Source organism: Lentibacter algarum, from assembly GCF_040580765.1.
Lineage (GTDB): Bacteria > Pseudomonadota > Alphaproteobacteria > Rhodobacterales > Rhodobacteraceae > Lentibacter > Lentibacter algarum.
The window spans coordinates 1876688-1893173 of record NZ_CP158687.1 but is presented as its reverse complement, the minus strand read 5'-3'; the positions used below and the strand labels follow the sequence as shown (position 1 = coordinate 1893173).

Below are 16486 nucleotides of genomic sequence, written 5' to 3'. Positions count from 1 at the left end.
GTTCATTCTGCGGGTTGAAAGCCTTCAATGAGCTGCCTCAAGCCGAAGGCCGCTCCTGCAAAAATAGCTGCGAATGTGACGGGAGCTGAGTAACTAAGCGTAGAAAATGCCGAAAGACCTTGGCCAACGGTGCATCCCATGGCGATCACAGCGCCTGCGCCCATCAGGGCTCCGCCCAAGAGTTGGCGACGTAATTCGCGCGGATCTTCGCAGGCTTCCCAACGGAAATGTCCTTTGATGAGAGAGCCGATAAAGGCTCCGATCAGAACCCCCGCCACAGAACCTACCGCAAACGAGGGCAGGCCGGCTGATGAGGTCATGGCAAAGAGAAGGGCTTCGCCGACGGGAGCACTAAAACTATGGGACACAACGGGAAAAGCGCCAAAACCGTAGGCCGAAATATAGCCCGACGCGGCCCAGCCGCTGACAATTGCCGCTGCCACAACCAATGCCCAGAACGCGGAGGCGGGCCGCTTGAGAAAGGCGGGTGAGGCGAGAGAGGCAAGGGCGATGAGCAAGCCGATCGACATCCCAAGTGATGATATGCCAATGCCAGTTTGGGCCGCGATAAAATGAACGATACCAGGGGGCGTTGCCGCTTGGGTCTGCGGAAAGGCCCAGATGCGCAGATAAGCGAGAGGACCCGAAAGCACGGCATATGCCGAGACGCCCATCACCAGAACAATAACGAAGGCTCGCATGTCGCCGCCTCCAAGACGCGCCAAAGCTCCAAAGCCGCAGTTGCCCGCAAGCGCCATGCCATAGCCAAAGAGCAACCCGCCCGTGATTGACGCGAGAGGCATCCACGTGATCGAAAGATAAAAGCTCTGCTCTAGCGGAACCAAACCTGCGCCGGCGAGGGCATATGTACCCATGATCGCCGCGCCGATGGCAAGACCCCACATGCGCAAGCGTAGGGTGTTATTGCCGTAGAGCGTGTCTTCAATTGCACCAAGTGTGCAAAACCTGCCGAGTCGCGCAGCCAGCCCGAGCAAAACGCCGCCAAAAACGCCAGCAAGCGTCACGAAGCTGTTTTCAGAAATCATCTCAAGCACCTGCAACCCTCCCCAGTCACGATGCGGCGTGTTTAGCTATCGTCGTCGCAAAACAGCTCGTAAACAAGCTCCAAAATACGTTTGGGGCGATTGTCTGCCAATCGGTAGTAAATGGCTTTGCCGTCACGACGCGGAATAACTAGGCCCTCCATGCGCAAGCGGGAAAGCTGCTGGCTGACCGCAGCTTGGCGGGCGGACAACAGGCTTTCCAGTTCGGTCACCGACTTCTCTCCCGTTACCAAATGACAGAGGATCATCAGGCGGCCTTCATGGCTTACTGTCTTGAGGAAGTTTGATGCCTTGGTGGCATTGTCCATGAAGTTGTCGATCTCTGCATCGGTCAGATCATCGGTAAATTGTGGAAGTCCCATCGGGTATCCTTCTGCGCGGAGCTTGATGCCCCTGTTGTTCTAATTGCTGGCAGCCGAGCCGTCAGGTTTTACATAGCTTGTTTTGGCTCTTAACATCATTTCGAGAAGACCCCAAAAAAAATCTTCACCGGGATAACCTTCGATACGGCCGATTTCTGCGCCCTCATCCACGAGAACAAATGTTGGAGTGAAAACAACCTTGCGCGCGAATTGAACCCCATCGGGTGCGCCTTCAGAAATATTAACGACACTCAGCGGGGCAAACGCGCCCTCCGGTGTTTTTGGATAAATGGGGCCTATTGCCTTGTGCCAAGCTTGGCAATGGCTACAGCCTTTTTGCTCTACCATAATCAACTCGACTGCAAGCGCTTGGCCCGCCAGAAATATGGCAATGGCCATCGAGAAAATAAGACGACTGAACATGGTAACATCATTGACTGTTTCAATTACACTCAACATAATCTGAATATGTTAATATGACAAGGAGCGCGGGCGATGCTCGGCGAGATCAGCTATTGGGGCGCAGCGCTGGCCGGATTGGTGGCGTTTTTCACGCCGTGTATTCTGCCAATGGTCCCGTTCTACCTGAGTTACATGGCGGGTATTTCGATGAGCGAGCTGCGTGAAGAGGGCGAAATTGCGCCTGGCGCGCAGAAACGGCTTGTTGTTTCGGCGTTTATGTTTGCTTTGGGTGTAACCACTATTTTTATGTTGCTTGGCTTGGGGGCAACGGCGCTGGGCCAGGCCTTTGCACAGTGGAAGCAGCCACTGTCTTATGTTGCGGCGGCGGTTATCTTTGTGTTCGGGCTACATTTCCTTGGCATCATACGGATAGGCTTTCTCTACCGCGAGGCGCGGGTTGAGAGCAAAGCTGACCCGTCAACTGTCTTGGGCGCGTATGTCATGGGGCTTGCGTTTGGCTTTGGCTGGACGGCTTGTGTTGGGCCGGTGCTTGCATCGATCCTGTTTATGGCCAGTGGCATGGGCGAGCTTTGGAAGGGTGCCCTTTTACTGGCCTGTTTCGGGCTAGGCATGACAGCACCTTTTGTCTTGGCCGCCTTCTTTGCCAAGCCGTTCCTCGGCTTCATGGGGCGGTTTCGTCAATACCAAGGTCACGTTGAAAAGGTCATGGGGGTGATGCTGATCGTCTTTGCGATTCTCATTGCAACAAATACCGTCAATGTGATTGCCAACTGGATGATAGATTTTTTCCCCAGCTTTCAAACGCTGGGATGATGAGTGAATCAGGAGAATAAGATGAAAAAGCTATTGGCAATGGTCGCGGCGCTCTGTCTGGCGCTACCTGCTCTCGCGTCCGAAGTTGGAGACGATGGGCTGCACAAGACGGCATGGATGCGAGATACGTTCAAAGATCTGCGTGAAGATCTGGCTGAGGCAAATGCAGAGGGCAAACGACTCGCTATTATTATCGAGCAGCGCGGGTGCATCTACTGCAAGAAGATGCACGAAGAGGTGTTTATTGACCCTGCGATCGATGCTTACATCACGGACAACTATTTTTTCGTTCAGATCAATATGTTCGGTGACGTTGAAGTAACGGATTTTGATGGCGAGACCTTGCCGGAAAAAGAGATGGTCCAGAAGTGGGGCGCACTGTTCACGCCCTTGATGATTTACTTCCCTGAGGAAGTCGCGGAGGGCCTGACAGCCCCACAAGCGGCTGTCGCACAAGTGCCTGGTGCGTTTGGGAAATGGACAACGCTGAATATGCTTACTTGGGTGAACGAGAAGGGCTATGCAGGCGACGAACCTTTCCAAAAATATCATGCACGCATGCTGGAAACGCAACTTTCGCAATGAATTCTATTGGCTTTGCGTCTTTCAGGAACGTCGGGCAGGGATCGGTCTTTAAATAGGTAAATTCATTTTTCTGAATTTGTTGTTGCGAGTCTCTTGCCTGTCCACTACGGTATGCAAAGCTAACCTAGCTTTAGAACACGGGTGGCCAAGGGAGGAAATATGAGGTTCACAACACTTGCACTGGCGGCAACGCTTACAGCTGGAGCGGCATATGCCGAAACAGTTGAGCCAGCAAATGTCGTCTTCACGGAAGATGGCGCGGTTGAAATGTCGCTGAGCGGCGTAGCCGGCAGCGTAGAGGAAGGCATCGGTGTCTACTCTAGCCGCAGCAAAGGCAACTGCGTTGCTTGTCACGTCGTCAGCTCGCTGCCAGACGTAGCGTTTCCAGGTAACATCGGCCCTGCGCTTGATGGTGTCGCGGATCGTTGGAATGAAGCCGAATTGCGCGGCATCGTTTCAAACGCGAAGCTGACATACGACGGAACGATGATGCCAAGCTACTACAAAGTCGAAGGCTTTGATCGCCCTGGCAATGCCTATACGGGCAAAGCTGCCGAGGGTGCGCTTGATCCACTTTTGAGTGCGCAGCAAATCGAAGATGTTGTTGCGTTCCTTATGACATTGAAAGACGAGTGATCCGGGTTTCCGGAGCACTTTGAGAGAGACGTAAAAGGAGTTAGATATGGAATTCTCACGACGTGATACGCTCGCCCTTGGGGCCGGCGCTGTTGCTCTGACAATTCTGCCGTTTCAGGCCACTGCGGCCGCGGACGACATGATTGCAGCGTTTACAGGTGGCGCGGATGTAGCTGAAGGCGGCGTAACGCTGACAGCTCCTGAAATCGCCGAAAATGGTAACACTGTTCCAGTCAGCGTATCGGCTGAAGGCGCAGAGGCGATTTTGCTTCTGGCGGCCGGCAACCCGACACCTGATGTGGCGACATTTAAATTTGGTGAGCTTTCAGGCAGCCAGAGTGCTTCTACGCGCATTCGTCTTGCAGGTACGCAAGATGTTGTTGCAGTGGCCAAAATGGCTGACGGCACGTTCGCACGCGCAAGCTCAACAGTAAAAGTGACAATTGGCGGCTGCGGCGGCTAATCAGAGGAGACGACTAAAATGGCAGATGGTGTAAAACCCCGTGTCAAAGCGCCAAAGTCAGCAGCAGCTGGCGAAGTTGTGGTGATCAAAACTCTGATCAGCCACAGCATGGAATCAGGTCAGCGCAAAGACAGCGATGGCAACAAGATTCCGCGCTCGATCATCAACCGCTTTACCGCGGAATATAACGGTAAGATGGTTATCGATGTTGAACTCGCGCCAGCGATCTCGACAAACCCTTACTTCGAATTCGAAGCAACTGTTCCTGAAGCCGGTGATTTCAAATTCACTTGGTATGACGACGACGGTTCTGTCTACGAAGACGCAAAATCAGTCGCAATCGCCTGATCAACACGCATGAGTGCCTTGCCCCGCAGAAGGGCAGGGTGCTTTCCAAGGGAGGAAATGCATGAACTTCAAGACAATGTCCCTCATCGGCGCGGTTGCGCTGGCTTTGCCAACACTTGGTATGGCTGACCCCGACGATGACACGCTGGTGATCAATGGCGATATCGCCATCACCACAAAAGCTCCAGCTCCTGCTCACTTGTCAGACTCACTCGATGAAGTAATGTCTGGCTGGCACTTTCGCTCAGACGAAACGCAGGCCATGGAAATGGACGATTTCGACAACCCCGGCATGATTTTTGTCGAACAGGGCGTTGAAATCTGGAATGCGGTTGACGGTGGCGAAGGCAAGTCCTGCGCAAGCTGTCACGGTGCTCCAGAGGAAATGGCTGGTGTAAAAGCTGTTTATCCTAAGTGGAACGAAGCTGCTGGTGAAGTTCGCACGCTTCAAATGCAGGTGAATGACTGCCGTGAAACCCGTATGGGCGCTGAGCCTTGGAAAACAGACAAAGGTGGCTCCATTCCAATGGAAGCTCTTCTCGCATCTGTTTCTCGCGGAATGCCTGTAAACGTTGCTATTGACGGTCCGGCTCAGGCGACATGGGAAAAGGGTAAAGAGATTTACTATACCCGTTATGGCCAGCTCGAACTGTCATGCGCCAACTGCCACGAAGACAACTATGGCAACATGATCCGCGCGGATCACCTGAGCCAAGGCCAGATTAACGGTTTCCCAACATACCGTTTGAAAAACGCCAAGCTGAATGGCACGCACAGCCGCTTTAAAGGTTGTGTGCGCGATACACGTGCCGAAACATTTAGCCCGGGTGGCCCAGAGTTTGTGGCACTTGAGCTTTACGTTGCAAGCCGCGGCAATGGTCTTTCAGTCGAAGGCCCATCAGTCCGTAACTAAAACACCCGAAGCCCGCATCTTTCTGAGGTGCGGGTTTCTTTTTGTCAGAACGCATTAGGTTTTGTGCATATGTTGCCGCCAATGCCCGAAGGAAGGTTCTCAAGCCATGATCTCACGCCGCGATTTTCTACAAGTTTCTATGGCCGCGTCAGCGCTTTATGGCGCGAGCGGTTTTGGTAATTGGGCCCGCCTCGCGGCGCAGCAGGCGCTGACGCAAGACCAGCTTCTTGAGTTTGAAACCTATGGCAACGTGAGCTTAATCCACGTCACAGATATTCACGCGCAAATGAAGCCGATCTTCTTCCGCGAGCCTGAAGTGAACATTGGTGTCGGTGTCAACAACGGGCACGTTCCGCACATCACGGGCGCTGACTTCCGGAAGCTCTACGGTATTGCTGATGGAAGCCCATCGGCCTATGCGCTGAGCTATAATGATTTCACCTCTCTTGCGCAGCAATATGGCCGCGTTGGGGGCCTTGACCGCGTTGCGACTGTGGTCAACTCGATCCGCGCGGACCGCCCTGATGCGCTGCTGCTTGATGGCGGTGATACATGGCACGGTTCCTATACCTGCTACCAGACCGAAGGTCAGGATATGGTCAACGTTATGAACGCGTTGAAGCCAGATGCGATGACCTTCCACTGGGAGTTCACTTTGGGCTCTGAGCGGGTGAATGAGCTTGTGTCCAGCCTGCCGTTTACGTCTCTTGGCCAGAACATCTTTGATGCCGAATGGGACGAACCTGCCGAGCTTTTCAAACCCTATAAATTCTTTGAGCGTGGTGGTGTGAAAATCGCCGTGATCGGTCAGGCCTTCCCTTATATGCCGATTGCCAACCCACGCTGGATGTTCCCTGAGTACTCGTTCGGCATCCGCGAAGACAACATGGCAGCCATGGTGCAGGAAGTTCGCGACCAAGGCGCTGAGCTTGTTGTTGTGCTGAGCCACAACGGCTTTGACGTGGACAAGAAGATGGCTGGCAATGTCGAGGGCATTGACGTGATCCTTTCAGGTCACACGCATGACGCGCTCCCTGAGCCAGTGCTTGTGGGCAAGACGCATATCATCGCCTCAGGCTCAAACGGTAAGTTTGTCAGCCGTGTTGATCTTGATGTGCGCGACGGTGAAATGAAGGGAATTAAGCACAAACTTATCCCGATTTTCTCAGATGTAATTACGCCCGATGCTGACGTGGCCAAGCTCATTGATGTTCAGCGTGCGCCTTATGAGGATCAGCTGAAAGAAGTGATCGGCACGACAGACACGCTTCTCTATCGCCGCGGGAACTTCAACGGATCTTGGGATGACCTGATCTGCAATGCTCTCATGTCAGAGCGTGAAGCTGATATCGCGATGAGCCCTGGTGTGCGTTGGGGGCCGAGCATTCTTCCAGGTCAGGAGATCACCCGGGAAGACATTTGGAACGTAACTTCAATGACTTACGGTGAAGCGTATCGTTCGGAAATGACCGGTGAATTCATCAAGGTGATTCTTGAAGATGTGGGCGATAACCTCTTCAATCCAGACCCTTATTACCAACAAGGCGGTGATATGGTTCGCATCGGCGGCATGGGTTACAAGATCGACGTAAGCAAGCCACAAGGCGAGCGGATTTCTGAAATGACGCTCCTGAAGACCGGTGAAGCGATTGATCCTGCGAAGAACTACGTTGTTGCTGGCTGGGCCAGTGTTAACGAAGGCACAGAAGGCCCGCAGATTTGGGATGTGGTGGAAAATCACATTCGCAAACAGGGCACTGTGACGCTTGAAGAGAATACATCGGTGAAGGTTACAGGCGCGTAAACGCTTCGATCCGGATTTATTTTACCGATTTGAAAATAAAAACGCCCGCGTGATGTACGCGGGCGTTTTTTGTTTTGGGGGATCGTTTAGCGCTTCTGGCGGGCCATAAAGGCAAGGCGCTCAAAGAGATGTACGTCTTGCTCGTTTTTGAGGAGGGCGCCGTGGAGTTTTGGCAAAGCGCTTGCGGCGTCTCGCTTGAGATCTTCTGCACTCAAGTCCTCGGCCAGAAGCAGTTTGAGCCAGTCGAGCACTTCGGAGGTCGACGGTTTCTTCTTGAGGCCTGATTGTTCGCGAATTTCGTAGAACTGCGTGAGGGCGGTTGTGAGCAACTGTTCTTTGATTGCGGGGTGATGTACCGCCACGATCTGGCGCATTGTGTCCATATCGGGGAAACGGATGTAATGAAAAAAGCAGCGGCGCAGGAAGGCGTCTGGGAGTTCTTTTTCATTGTTTGAGGTGATGATGATCACGGGCCGGTTCTTGGCGCGGATCGTTTCACCTGTCTCGTAGACGTGGAATTCCATGCGGTCGAGCTCTTGGAGAAGATCGTTCGGGAACTCGATGTCTGCTTTGTCGACTTCGTCGATCAGCAGGACAACTCGTTCGTCAGATGTGAATGCCTCCCAAAGCTTACCCTTTTTGATGTAATTTTTAACATCGTGCACACGCTCTTCACCAAGCTGGCTGTCGCGCAGACGGCTGACGGCGTCATACTCATAGAGGCCTTGTTGGGCTTTGGTGGTGGATTTTATATTCCATTCGATCATGCGAAGGCCCAGAGCACTGGCAACTTGACGTGCAAGCTCTGTTTTTCCTGTTCCTGGTTCGCCTTTGACAAGGAGCGGGCGCTCCAGCGTGACAGCGGCGTTGACGGCTGTTTTGAGGTCCTCGGTGGCGATGTAGGCCTCGGTTCCTTCAAATCTCATGTGAGCACTGCCTTCTTGATTGTTGATTTCCAAGGCAAACTAGCCGAGACGCAATTTCACCGCAATCTGATGTTATGGGGTAGTGACATTCGGCTTCCTTAGAGGTAAGAGCGGCGCAGACGAAGCGCGCAGTGTAGGAGAGTAACCCGTGTCATTGACTCGCTCAAACGTAGGGGAAAAGGAAATGAAAGCAGAGTTTTTTCTGCCTGATGATTACCGTCCAGCAGAGGACGAGCCTTTTATGAACGAGCGTCAGCTCGAGTATTTTCGCAGAAAACTCATCACGTGGCGCGAGGAATTGCTGGAAGGCAGTCGCGACACGATCGAAGGGCTTCAAGAAAGCACTCGCAACATTCCTGACGCGGCTGACCGCGCCTCCGAGGAAACGGACCGCGCACTTGAGCTGCGCACTCGTGACCGTCAGCGCAAGCTTGTTTCCAAAATTGATGCGGCGCTGCGCCGTATTGGTGAGGGCGAGTTTGGCTACTGTGAGGTGACAGGCGACCAGATTTCACTCAAGAGACTTGATGCACGTCCGATTGCGACGATGAGTCTTGAAGCTCAGGAACGGCATGAGCGGCGCGAGAAAGTCCACCGCGACGATTGATCTGCGCGGCGGAACGAGACAAAAATAGGGCGCCGGAGCAGCAGTTCCAGCGCCTTTTTGTTAGGGGCAAATGATGCTTGCGGGACTAAAAACCTACATTATCGGTGCTGGGATCGGCGGGCTGGCTTTGGCGCGGGTGCTGGCGTTGCGGGGCGCGGATGTGACCGTGTTGGAGCAGGCTGGCGAGATCAAAGAGGTAGGTGCGGGGCTACAGATTTCGCCGAATGGGTTGGCCGTCTTGCGCGCCATGGGGCTTGAGCCACAACTTGTGAAAAGTGGGGCCGTTCTGGCGGATACAGTCCGGCTTATGGACTACCGAGGTGGAGAGGTCCTAAAGCTTGATCTGACGCAGATGTCGCCGCAGAAATACTACTTTGTGCATCGGGCCGAGCTCATCTCGCTTCTGGCGGAGGGGGCGCGCGCGGCAGGTGCAAAAATCCAGCTTTTGCAGAAGGTTGAGCGCGTCGAAGAAGGCTGCCCTGCGGCTGTTGTTTTGCACAGTGGCGAGCGACGAGAAGCCGATCTGATCATTGGGGCCGATGGCGTGCATTCTGTCGTACGCCCCGCGCTCAACGGAGCGAGTGCACCCTTCTTTACAGGCAATGCTGCGTGGCGGGCTGTTGTGCCCAATGTCTGGGGGCGGCAGAGCGATGTGCAGGTCCATATGGGGCCGCGGCGACATTTGGTAAGTTATCCCTTGATGGGGGGCAAAATGCTCAATCTGGTGGCTGTGGAGGAACAGCGCGACTGGCTGGAGGAAAGCTGGACGCTCGGGGACGAGCCTGCCAATTTGCGGGCCGCATTCACGGATTTTGCGCCTGTGGTGCAGGAGATGCTGGGGGCTGTGGAAGAGGTTCGGCTGTGGGGCTTGTTCCGCCATGAGGTTGCCCCGCGCTGGCATGGGCAGGGGCTTGCGCTTTTGGGTGATGCGGCGCATCCGACATTGCCGTTTCTGGCGCAGGGCGCGGTTATGGCTTTGGAGGATGCGTGGGCTATGGGTGTGGCTTTGGACGACGTGGGAAGCCTTGAACAAGGTCTTGGAGACTATCAGCTATGGCGGCGTGATCGTGCTGCGAGAGTGATTAAAACCGCCACGGGAAACGCATGGAAATACCACCTCGGATTTGGCCCGCTGCGCTTTGCGGCGCATACTGCTTTGAGGCTGGGCGGAGCGCTTGCGCCTAGGCGGATGCTTGGCCAGTTTGACTGGCTCTATGGCTATGACATCACCCAAGATAGGCCACCCGAAAGAGCGCGTTAACGCTTGAAAAATCGCTGATTCTAGGGGGGTGAAAAGCGTGCACAATGCGTGCACAACCCGTGCACCGCCTGAACAGTTTTTGGAAGCGCACAAAAAAAACCGCCGTTCGTTACTTCAGCGAACGGCGGCTTCATTTTTGGGGCCGATTATTTAAGGATTGAGCGGCCTGCATATTGTGCGGACTCGCCGAGCGCCTCTTCGATGCGGATCAGTTGGTTGTATTTTGCCAACCGGTCTGAGCGTGCGAGAGAGCCTGTTTTGATCTGACCACAGTTTGTTGCGACTGCGAGGTCGGCGATCGTTGCATCCTCGGTCTCGCCAGAGCGGTGCGACATCACGTTGGTCATGCGGGCGCGGTGCGCCATGTCTACGGCCTTGAGTGTCTCCGAGAGCGTCCCGATCTGGTTCACTTTCACCAGCATTGAGTTGGCGCAGCCCTGTTCGATACCCATGGCGAGGCGCTCTGGGTTTGTGACGAAGAGGTCGTCACCGACGAGTTGGACTGTATCGCCGAGCTTGTCTGTGAGCGCTTTCCAGCCCTCCCAGTCGTCTTCAGAGCAGCCGTCTTCGATCGAGATGATCGGATAGTCGGCGCAGAGCGCAGCGAGGTAGTCGACGTTTTCGGCGGGTGTGAGCGATTTGCCTTCGCCTTTGAGCTCGTATTTTCCGTCTTTGAAATACTCTGTCGCGGCGCAGTCGAGGGCGAGGTAAATGTCTTCACCTGCTTTGTAGCCTGCCTTTTCGATCGATTTCAGGATAAAGTCGAGGGCTTCGCGGGCGGAGGCGATGTTTGGCGCAAAACCACCTTCATCGCCGATGCCTGTTGAGAGGCCCGCGGCTGTCAGCTCTTTCTTAAGCGTGTGAAAAACCTCGGCCCCCATACGGATCGCGTCACGGATGTTCTCTGCGCTGACGGGCATGATCATGAATTCTTGGATGTCGATCGGGTTGTCTGCGTGCTCACCACCATTGATGATGTTCATCATCGGGACGGGAAGCGTGCGGGCGGAGGTGCCGCCGATGTAGCGGAAAAGCGGCTGCGAGCAGAAATCAGCTGCGGCTTTGGCGACGGCGAGGGAAACGCCAAGGATCGCGTTTGCGCCGAGGCGGGATTTGTTAGGTGTTCCGTCCAGCTCGATCATGACAGCGTCGAGCAGTTCCTGCTCGGTGGCGTCCATGCCGATAAGAGCTTCGGCGATTTCACCGTTTACAGAAGCGCAGGCCTCAAGCACGCCTTTGCCCATGTAGCGGCTCGCGTCGCCATCGCGCTTTTCGGAGGCTTCATAGGCGCCTGTTGAGGCGCCCGAGGGGACAGCGGCGCGGCCCAGTGTGCCGTCTTCCAATACCACATCGACTTCGACTGTGGGGTTGCCACGGCTGTCGAGGATTTCGCGTGCGTGGATGTCGATGATGATGCTCATGGGGCGCTCTTTCGTCTCAAATGTAAGGTTGAGACGGGTTGTAGGCGCTTGAGCTATGAGCGCAAGGACGATAGCGCCAACATGAGGGATTATGCCGTGGCTGAGGCCTCACGGGCCATTGCACGGGCCAGTTTGCGCTCGCGCAGGAAGGTATAAAGGCCAGACGCGATGATCAGGGCGGAGCCAAGGTAGGTCAGTGCGTCGGGGGATTCGCCAAAAATCCACGCGCCAAGAATGATTGAGAAGAGCAGACGCGTGTAGCGGAACGGCATGATGGCGGAGGCTTCGCCCATGCGCATGGCTGTAACGATGAGGTAGTAGCCGATGACGCCAAAGGCCACGGCTGCACCGAGCGAGAGCGCTTCTGTCCCTGTGACCGCCTCGGGCCAGCCTGTTATTGCCATGAGCAGGGGGCTTGAGACCACGAGGGCGAAAAAGCCGTAAAAGGAGACGACCGTTGAGGATGTTTCTGTCGGGATCAGGCGCGTGAGTAGGTCGCGCGCGGCGATGGTGAAGACGGTGATGACCACGAAGAGGGATGCGGGGTCAAACCCCGCCATGCCGGGACGGATGATGATAAGCACGCCAAGGAACCCGACCATGATCGCGCTCCAGCGGCGCCAGCCGACTTGTTCGCCAAGAAAAAGCGCGGCGCCAAGGGTGATTGCCAGTGGGGTGGCTTGAAAGACCGCCGCCACTGTCGTGATCGGAACCAGCGACAGCGAGGTGATGAAGAAGAGGGCTGCAACGGATTCGGACGCGGTGCGCCAAAAGAGGGGCCATGAGAAATGCCGCTTTGCAAAAACATTGACCCGTTGGCGCAGGGCGACAAGGAAGAAAACCAACGCGCCGCCAAGACCGAGCAACAGCATGATCTGGCCTTTGGGGACCGAGCCTGAAAGATGCTTGATGAAACTGTCTTCAATCGAAAAAGCCGCCATCGCCGCTGTGATGAAGAGAATGCCGCGCAGGTTGTTCATGGGATGTGCGTCCGTAAGGGTTACGCGCCGTGCATCACGGAAAGCGGAGGGCTGTGCAAGCTCTTTCGCTTGTTAACGAGTTGGGGAGTTTGTTTAAGAGCGCTGGATCAGGGCTTTTTGAGCGGTACGCCGTATAGCTCAAGGCGGTGGCCCTTGAGAGTGTAGCCGAGCTTTTGGGCGATACGCTCTTGCAGGGCTTCGATTTCCTCATCGACGAATTCGATCACTTCGCCTGAATTGAGATCAATCAGGTGGTCATGGTGCTCACGCTCAGCATCTTCATAGCGGGCACGACCATCGCCGAACTCAAGCTTGTCCAGAATGCCAGCCTCGTCAAAAAGCTTTACTGTGCGATAGACTGTGGCGATTGAAATCCCTGAATCGAGGGCTACGGCGCGGGCGTAGAGCTCTTCGACATCGGGGTGGTCATCAGAATCTTGTAGCACAGCCGCGATGATGCGGCGCTGGCCTGTCATGCGCAGGCCTTTGGCTTCGCAACGGGAGGTGATTGTATCGGTCATGGCGTAGCTCATCAAAGGGTGACGTGGGTTTAGCCGAGCTCTGGGCTTTTGGCCAGTGGTAAGGGGGAGAGCGTGAGCTGTCCTTGCATGGTTTTGACGGCTTGGCCTGCGATTGTGACACTGCCGTCGCGGGCTTGTAGCCCGATGCGCGAAGGGCGGCCCATATCAGAGCCTTGTAGGACTGTGAAGGCGACGGGGGCACCGCTCAGTCTGGCTAGAAACGCGCCAAGGGCTGCGCAGGCGGAGCCTGTGGCGGGGTCTTCGGGGATATTGTCTAAGGGGGCGAACATGCGCGCATGCAAGGTCTCACCGTCTTGCCAATAGGCGAATTGGGCAAAGTCGAGTGCGCCTTTGTAGGCGGCTGCGCCTTCGCGGAAGGCTTCGGTATCGGGTGTGCAGGCGGCGAGCGCGGCGCGGCTTGTCAGCTCTGTCAGTGTGAAGGGAAGGCCGACAGAGGCGAGCGTGGGCGGGTGGTTGTCGAGGTAAATTGCGCTTTCGGGCAGGCCGAGTGCGCGGGCGACAAGGGCAGGCGATGGCTGAGCTAGTATGTCGAGCGGTACGGATGTGTCAAAGCTGGCCTCTGTGGGCGTGGCGCGGGCTGTCAAAGGGCCGACGCCAAGAGCAAGGCGCATGGCGGGGCCGTGGCCCTGCTGGGCAAGCGCGATGGCTGCGCCTATCGTCGGGTGACCTGCGAAGGGAATCTCCATTGTCGGGGTGAAGATGCGTAAGCGGGCCGTATCGGCGGGCTCTTCGGGCGGATAGAGAAAGACGGTTTCTGAAAAGTTGAACTCGCGCGCGATCTTTTGCAGCTCTGCTTCGGGTAGGCCTGTGGCGTCGGGGATCACGGCGAGGGGATTGCCTCCGAAGGGCGTGTCTGTGAAGACATCCAGCACGATGTAGTCTGTCATGAAAAAGGCTCCGCTCTGCTGGCTGAAGCCTAGCATGGGGGCGGGGCTTGGGCCAAGCGTTTGGGCTCTTGACCTTGGGGCTGCCGCCTGAGCAGATGGCGCGATGGAACGTAAATCACATATGGATCTGGCGGGCGCTGTGGCGCTGACTGTTTTTGCGGTTGTGCTGGGGCTCAATCAAGTTGTGATCAAGCTCAGCAACGGGGGCTTTCAGCCCATATTCATGGCGGGGTTGCGCTCGGCCTTTGCCTTTCTCGTGATGCTGGCGTGGATGCGCTATCGCGGGGTGCATCATGGGATACGACGCGATCTGCTTTTCCCAGGGCTTGTGCTGGGCCTGCTCTTCACCTTTGAATTTGTGTGTCTGTATTTGGCGCTGGATTATACGACAGTGTCGCGTGCCTCGATTATTTTCTATTCGATGCCAGTTTGGCTCACGCTTGTGGCACATTTTCTGTTGCCAGGTGAGCAGATGCGCGCGCCGCGCGCGCTTGGCCTTGCGCTGGCGATGGCGGGTGTGATCTGGGTTTTGGCGAAGCCCTATGAGGGCGCGGAAGCAAGTCTGTTTGGCGATCTTCTGGCGCTGGGGGCCGCACTTGGCTGGGGCGGGATTGCCTTGTTTTTGAGGCTTCACCCTGTGTCTCAAGAGCGCCCAGAAGTCCAACTATTGTGGCAGCTCGGCGTGTCTATGCTCCTGCTGTTTGCACTTGCCCCGTTGTTTGGCCCGTTGACGCGTGATCTGGCGGCGATCCATTGGGCGGGTCTTACGTTTCAGGTTCTGGCTGTGGCGAGCTTTGGCTATCTCTTCTGGTTTATGCTGCTCAAGATTTATCCGGCGTCAGGCGTGGCCTCGTTCAGCTTTTTGTCGCCCGTCTGTGGCGTTGCGCTCGGCTGGCTCGTATTGGGCGAGGAAATCGGCCCCGAGATCATCGGTGGGCTGTGCCTTGTTGCTGTTGGGCTTGTCTTGATCAACCGTAAGCCGCGCATTCCGCGCTAGCGCGTGCGGGTCATCAGAATGTAATTTTCGCGCGCTTCAAAGCCTGCGCGTTTGTAGAGCCGCTGGGCGGTTTCATTGTTGCGTTCGACCTCTAGGTGCAGGGCCTTGATGCCGTGATCCTTGAGGGCGGGCAGCAGGGTTGTGAGCACTTCGTGGCCCATGCCGCGGCCGCGGACTTTCTCGCGAATGAAAAATTCATCAATGAAGCCTTCGATGCCGCCAAGTTCGACGGAATACCCGAGTGTGATGATGATATAACCGACAGGCGCTTTGCGGGGGCCAGCGAGATAGATCATCCCGTGTGGGATGCCCTCAAGGAGTGGCATAAGGGCGGCTTGGCGCTTTTCGTCTGACAGAGTGATGCCGTGGTGGGCGTGAAAGCCCTCGACCAGTGGCAGGAGTTTCTCCATGTCATCAGGGCGTGCGAGGTGCAGCAGCTTCATAGGCGGGCCAGTCTTTCTGTGAGCAGGGCGAAGAAGCCCTCTGCGTTGATCTGTCCCATGAAGGTGCAATTGGGCGCGCGGTCTGTGACGCGCCACCAATCGGCGACAGTCATGCCAAGCGTGAGCTCTGATTGGGTTTCGATTTCGACGTTGACGGAGCGGCCTGTAAAGAGCTCAGGCTGCAAGAGGTAAGCTGTCACGCAGGGGTCGTGCAGGGGCGCACCGAGAGATCCGTACTTCTCGCGATCATAGCGTTCAAAGAACTCTGTCATCTCGGCAACGGCGACCCCGACAGGTGAGCCTATGGCGCGAAACGCGTCGTTGCGTTCTTTGGTGACAAGAGCCTTGTGGGTCACGTCCAGCGGCATGACTGTAATAGGAGCGCCAGATTTAAAAACAATATCAGCTGCTTCCGGGTCAACGTAAATGTTGAATTCAGCAGCGGGAGTTATGTTGCCGACCTCGAAATATGCGCCGCCCATGAGGACGATCTCTTGCACGCGGCTGATAATATCGGGCGCTTTCTGGAAGGCGGTTGCGATATTGGTGAGCGGTCCAAGGGGGCAGAGCGTCACTGTTCCGATGGGCTCCGCGCGCAGGGTATTGATAATGAAATCAACGGCATGATCGTCTTGCAAGGGCATCGTTGGATCTGGCAGGACTGGACCATCGAGGCCTGTTTTGCCGTGAACATGCTCGGCTGTGACAAGCTTGCGCATCAAGGGTGCGTCGCAACCCGCGAAGACTTTAACATCAGGTTTGCCTGCCAACTCACAGATTATACGAGCATTTTTCTCAGTAAGGTGTAGCGGCACATTGCCTGCAACACAGGTAATTCCGAGCACATCGAGCTCTTTGGGGCTGGCCAGCGCCAATAGGATTGCGACTGCGTCGTCTTGGCCTGGATCTGTATCAATGATGATTTTGCGCACGCTTTGAGCCTCTTTGAGTTTGGGCGACCTTGGCAACAGTTGTGCGTGCTGTCCAGCCAAGCGTTGCATATGGGGCCAA

The 16486-nt window shown here is 55.7% G+C and carries 20 protein-coding genes; 10 read left to right on the top strand and 10 right to left on the bottom strand.

Annotated elements, in window-relative coordinates; genetic code table 11:
• Window positions 1–2: 2 nt before the first annotated feature.
• The 3 genes from DSM117340_RS09240 to DSM117340_RS09230 are packed head-to-tail and all read right to left on the bottom strand — an operon-like array spanning window position 3 to window position 1885.
• Window positions 3–1055 (bottom strand): YeeE/YedE family protein, encoded by a 1053-nt coding sequence (locus DSM117340_RS09240; protein WP_177170654.1) that lies wholly within the window; start codon window positions 1053–1055, stop codon window positions 3–5.
• Window positions 1056–1087: 32 nt separating this feature from the next.
• A complete protein-coding gene (locus DSM117340_RS09235; protein WP_089890052.1) occupies window positions 1088–1426 on the bottom strand; it encodes a metalloregulator ArsR/SmtB family transcription factor in 339 nt (112 codons plus the stop codon).
• A 39-nt stretch (window positions 1427–1465) separates the two neighbouring features.
• Window positions 1466–1885 (bottom strand): thioredoxin family protein, encoded by a 420-nt coding sequence (locus tag DSM117340_RS09230; RefSeq protein ID WP_245724403.1) that lies wholly within the window; start codon window positions 1883–1885, stop codon window positions 1466–1468.
• Between the two features lie 36 nt (window positions 1886–1921).
• Between DSM117340_RS09230 and DSM117340_RS09225 the strand changes: the two genes are divergently transcribed.
• The 7 genes from DSM117340_RS09225 to soxB all read left to right on the top strand — a co-directional run bounded on the left by DSM117340_RS09225 (window position 1922) and on the right by soxB (window position 7411).
• Complete coding sequence (locus DSM117340_RS09225) at window positions 1922–2662, top strand: cytochrome c biogenesis protein CcdA (protein WP_089890058.1); 741 nt, start codon at window positions 1922–1924, stop codon at window positions 2660–2662.
• A 21-nt stretch (window positions 2663–2683) separates the two neighbouring features.
• The gene (locus DSM117340_RS09220; protein WP_089890061.1) at window positions 2684–3247 is read left to right on the top strand and encodes a thioredoxin family protein; all 564 of its coding nucleotides are present in this window, start codon (window positions 2684–2686) and stop codon (window positions 3245–3247) included.
• Between the two features lie 159 nt (window positions 3248–3406).
• Window positions 3407–3883 (top strand): sulfur oxidation c-type cytochrome SoxX, encoded by a 477-nt coding sequence (soxX, locus tag DSM117340_RS09215; RefSeq protein WP_089890064.1) that lies wholly within the window; start codon window positions 3407–3409, stop codon window positions 3881–3883.
• A 46-nt stretch (window positions 3884–3929) separates the two neighbouring features.
• Window positions 3930–4346: a thiosulfate oxidation carrier protein SoxY gene (gene soxY, locus DSM117340_RS09210; RefSeq protein ID WP_089890067.1), complete on the top strand. Its 417-nt coding sequence runs from the start codon at window positions 3930–3932 to the stop codon at window positions 4344–4346.
• A gap of 18 nt (window positions 4347–4364) precedes the next feature.
• A complete protein-coding gene (gene soxZ, locus DSM117340_RS09205; RefSeq protein ID WP_089890070.1) occupies window positions 4365–4694 on the top strand; it encodes a thiosulfate oxidation carrier complex protein SoxZ in 330 nt (109 codons plus the stop codon).
• Window positions 4695–4755: 61 nt separating this feature from the next.
• Window positions 4756–5607, top strand: coding sequence for a sulfur oxidation c-type cytochrome SoxA (gene soxA / locus DSM117340_RS09200; protein WP_089890073.1), 852 nt, complete (start codon window positions 4756–4758; stop codon window positions 5605–5607).
• 106 nt (window positions 5608–5713) lie between these two features.
• Window positions 5714–7411, top strand: a complete 1698-nt coding sequence (gene soxB / locus DSM117340_RS09195) for a thiosulfohydrolase SoxB (protein WP_089890076.1) — start codon at window positions 5714–5716, stop codon at window positions 7409–7411.
• An 86-nt stretch (window positions 7412–7497) separates the two neighbouring features.
• Here soxB and DSM117340_RS09190 read toward each other — a convergent pair whose 3' ends face one another.
• On the bottom strand, window positions 7498–8337 hold the full coding sequence (locus tag DSM117340_RS09190; RefSeq protein ID WP_089890079.1) for a MoxR family ATPase: 840 nt from the start codon (window positions 8335–8337) through the stop codon (window positions 7498–7500).
• 184 nt (window positions 8338–8521) lie between these two features.
• Between DSM117340_RS09190 and dksA the strand changes: the two genes are divergently transcribed.
• Window positions 8522–8944 (top strand): RNA polymerase-binding protein DksA, encoded by a 423-nt coding sequence (gene dksA / locus DSM117340_RS09185; protein ID WP_271437231.1) that lies wholly within the window; start codon window positions 8522–8524, stop codon window positions 8942–8944.
• A gap of 73 nt (window positions 8945–9017) precedes the next feature.
• On the top strand, window positions 9018–10205 hold the full coding sequence (locus DSM117340_RS09180; protein WP_333908499.1) for an FAD-dependent monooxygenase: 1188 nt from the start codon (window positions 9018–9020) through the stop codon (window positions 10203–10205).
• A 146-nt stretch (window positions 10206–10351) separates the two neighbouring features.
• Here DSM117340_RS09180 and eno read toward each other — a convergent pair whose 3' ends face one another.
• From eno to DSM117340_RS09160, 4 genes are all read right to left on the bottom strand, one after another.
• Window positions 10352–11626, bottom strand: a complete 1275-nt coding sequence (gene eno, locus DSM117340_RS09175; protein ID WP_089890088.1) for a phosphopyruvate hydratase — start codon at window positions 11624–11626, stop codon at window positions 10352–10354.
• 89 nt (window positions 11627–11715) lie between these two features.
• Window positions 11716–12606, bottom strand: a complete 891-nt coding sequence (locus DSM117340_RS09170) for a DMT family transporter (RefSeq protein WP_089890091.1) — start codon at window positions 12604–12606, stop codon at window positions 11716–11718.
• 107 nt (window positions 12607–12713) lie between these two features.
• Window positions 12714–13127, bottom strand: coding sequence for a Fur family transcriptional regulator (locus DSM117340_RS09165; RefSeq protein ID WP_089890116.1), 414 nt, complete (start codon window positions 13125–13127; stop codon window positions 12714–12716).
• 29 nt (window positions 13128–13156) lie between these two features.
• Window positions 13157–14035 carry a PhzF family phenazine biosynthesis protein gene (locus DSM117340_RS09160; protein ID WP_089891556.1) on the bottom strand — a complete coding sequence of 293 codons (879 nt, stop codon included), beginning with the start codon at window positions 14033–14035 and terminating at the stop codon, window positions 13157–13159.
• A gap of 103 nt (window positions 14036–14138) precedes the next feature.
• Between DSM117340_RS09160 and DSM117340_RS09155 the strand changes: the two genes are divergently transcribed.
• Window positions 14139–15032: a DMT family transporter gene (locus DSM117340_RS09155; protein ID WP_089890119.1), complete on the top strand. Its 894-nt coding sequence runs from the start codon at window positions 14139–14141 to the stop codon at window positions 15030–15032.
• On the opposite strand, the gene DSM117340_RS09150 is transcribed toward DSM117340_RS09155, so the two are convergent.
• Together DSM117340_RS09150 and DSM117340_RS09145 are read right to left on the bottom strand one after the other, a co-directional pair.
• Window positions 15029–15475, bottom strand: a complete 447-nt coding sequence (locus DSM117340_RS09150) for a GNAT family N-acetyltransferase (RefSeq protein WP_089890122.1) — start codon at window positions 15473–15475, stop codon at window positions 15029–15031. The two genes, DSM117340_RS09155 and DSM117340_RS09150, sit on opposite strands and share 4 nt — an antisense overlap.
• Window positions 15472–16407, bottom strand: coding sequence for a nucleoside hydrolase (locus DSM117340_RS09145; RefSeq protein WP_245724404.1), 936 nt, complete (start codon window positions 16405–16407; stop codon window positions 15472–15474). Before DSM117340_RS09145 ends, DSM117340_RS09150 begins: the two co-directional genes overlap by 4 nt.
• Window positions 16408–16486 lie beyond the last annotated feature (79 nt).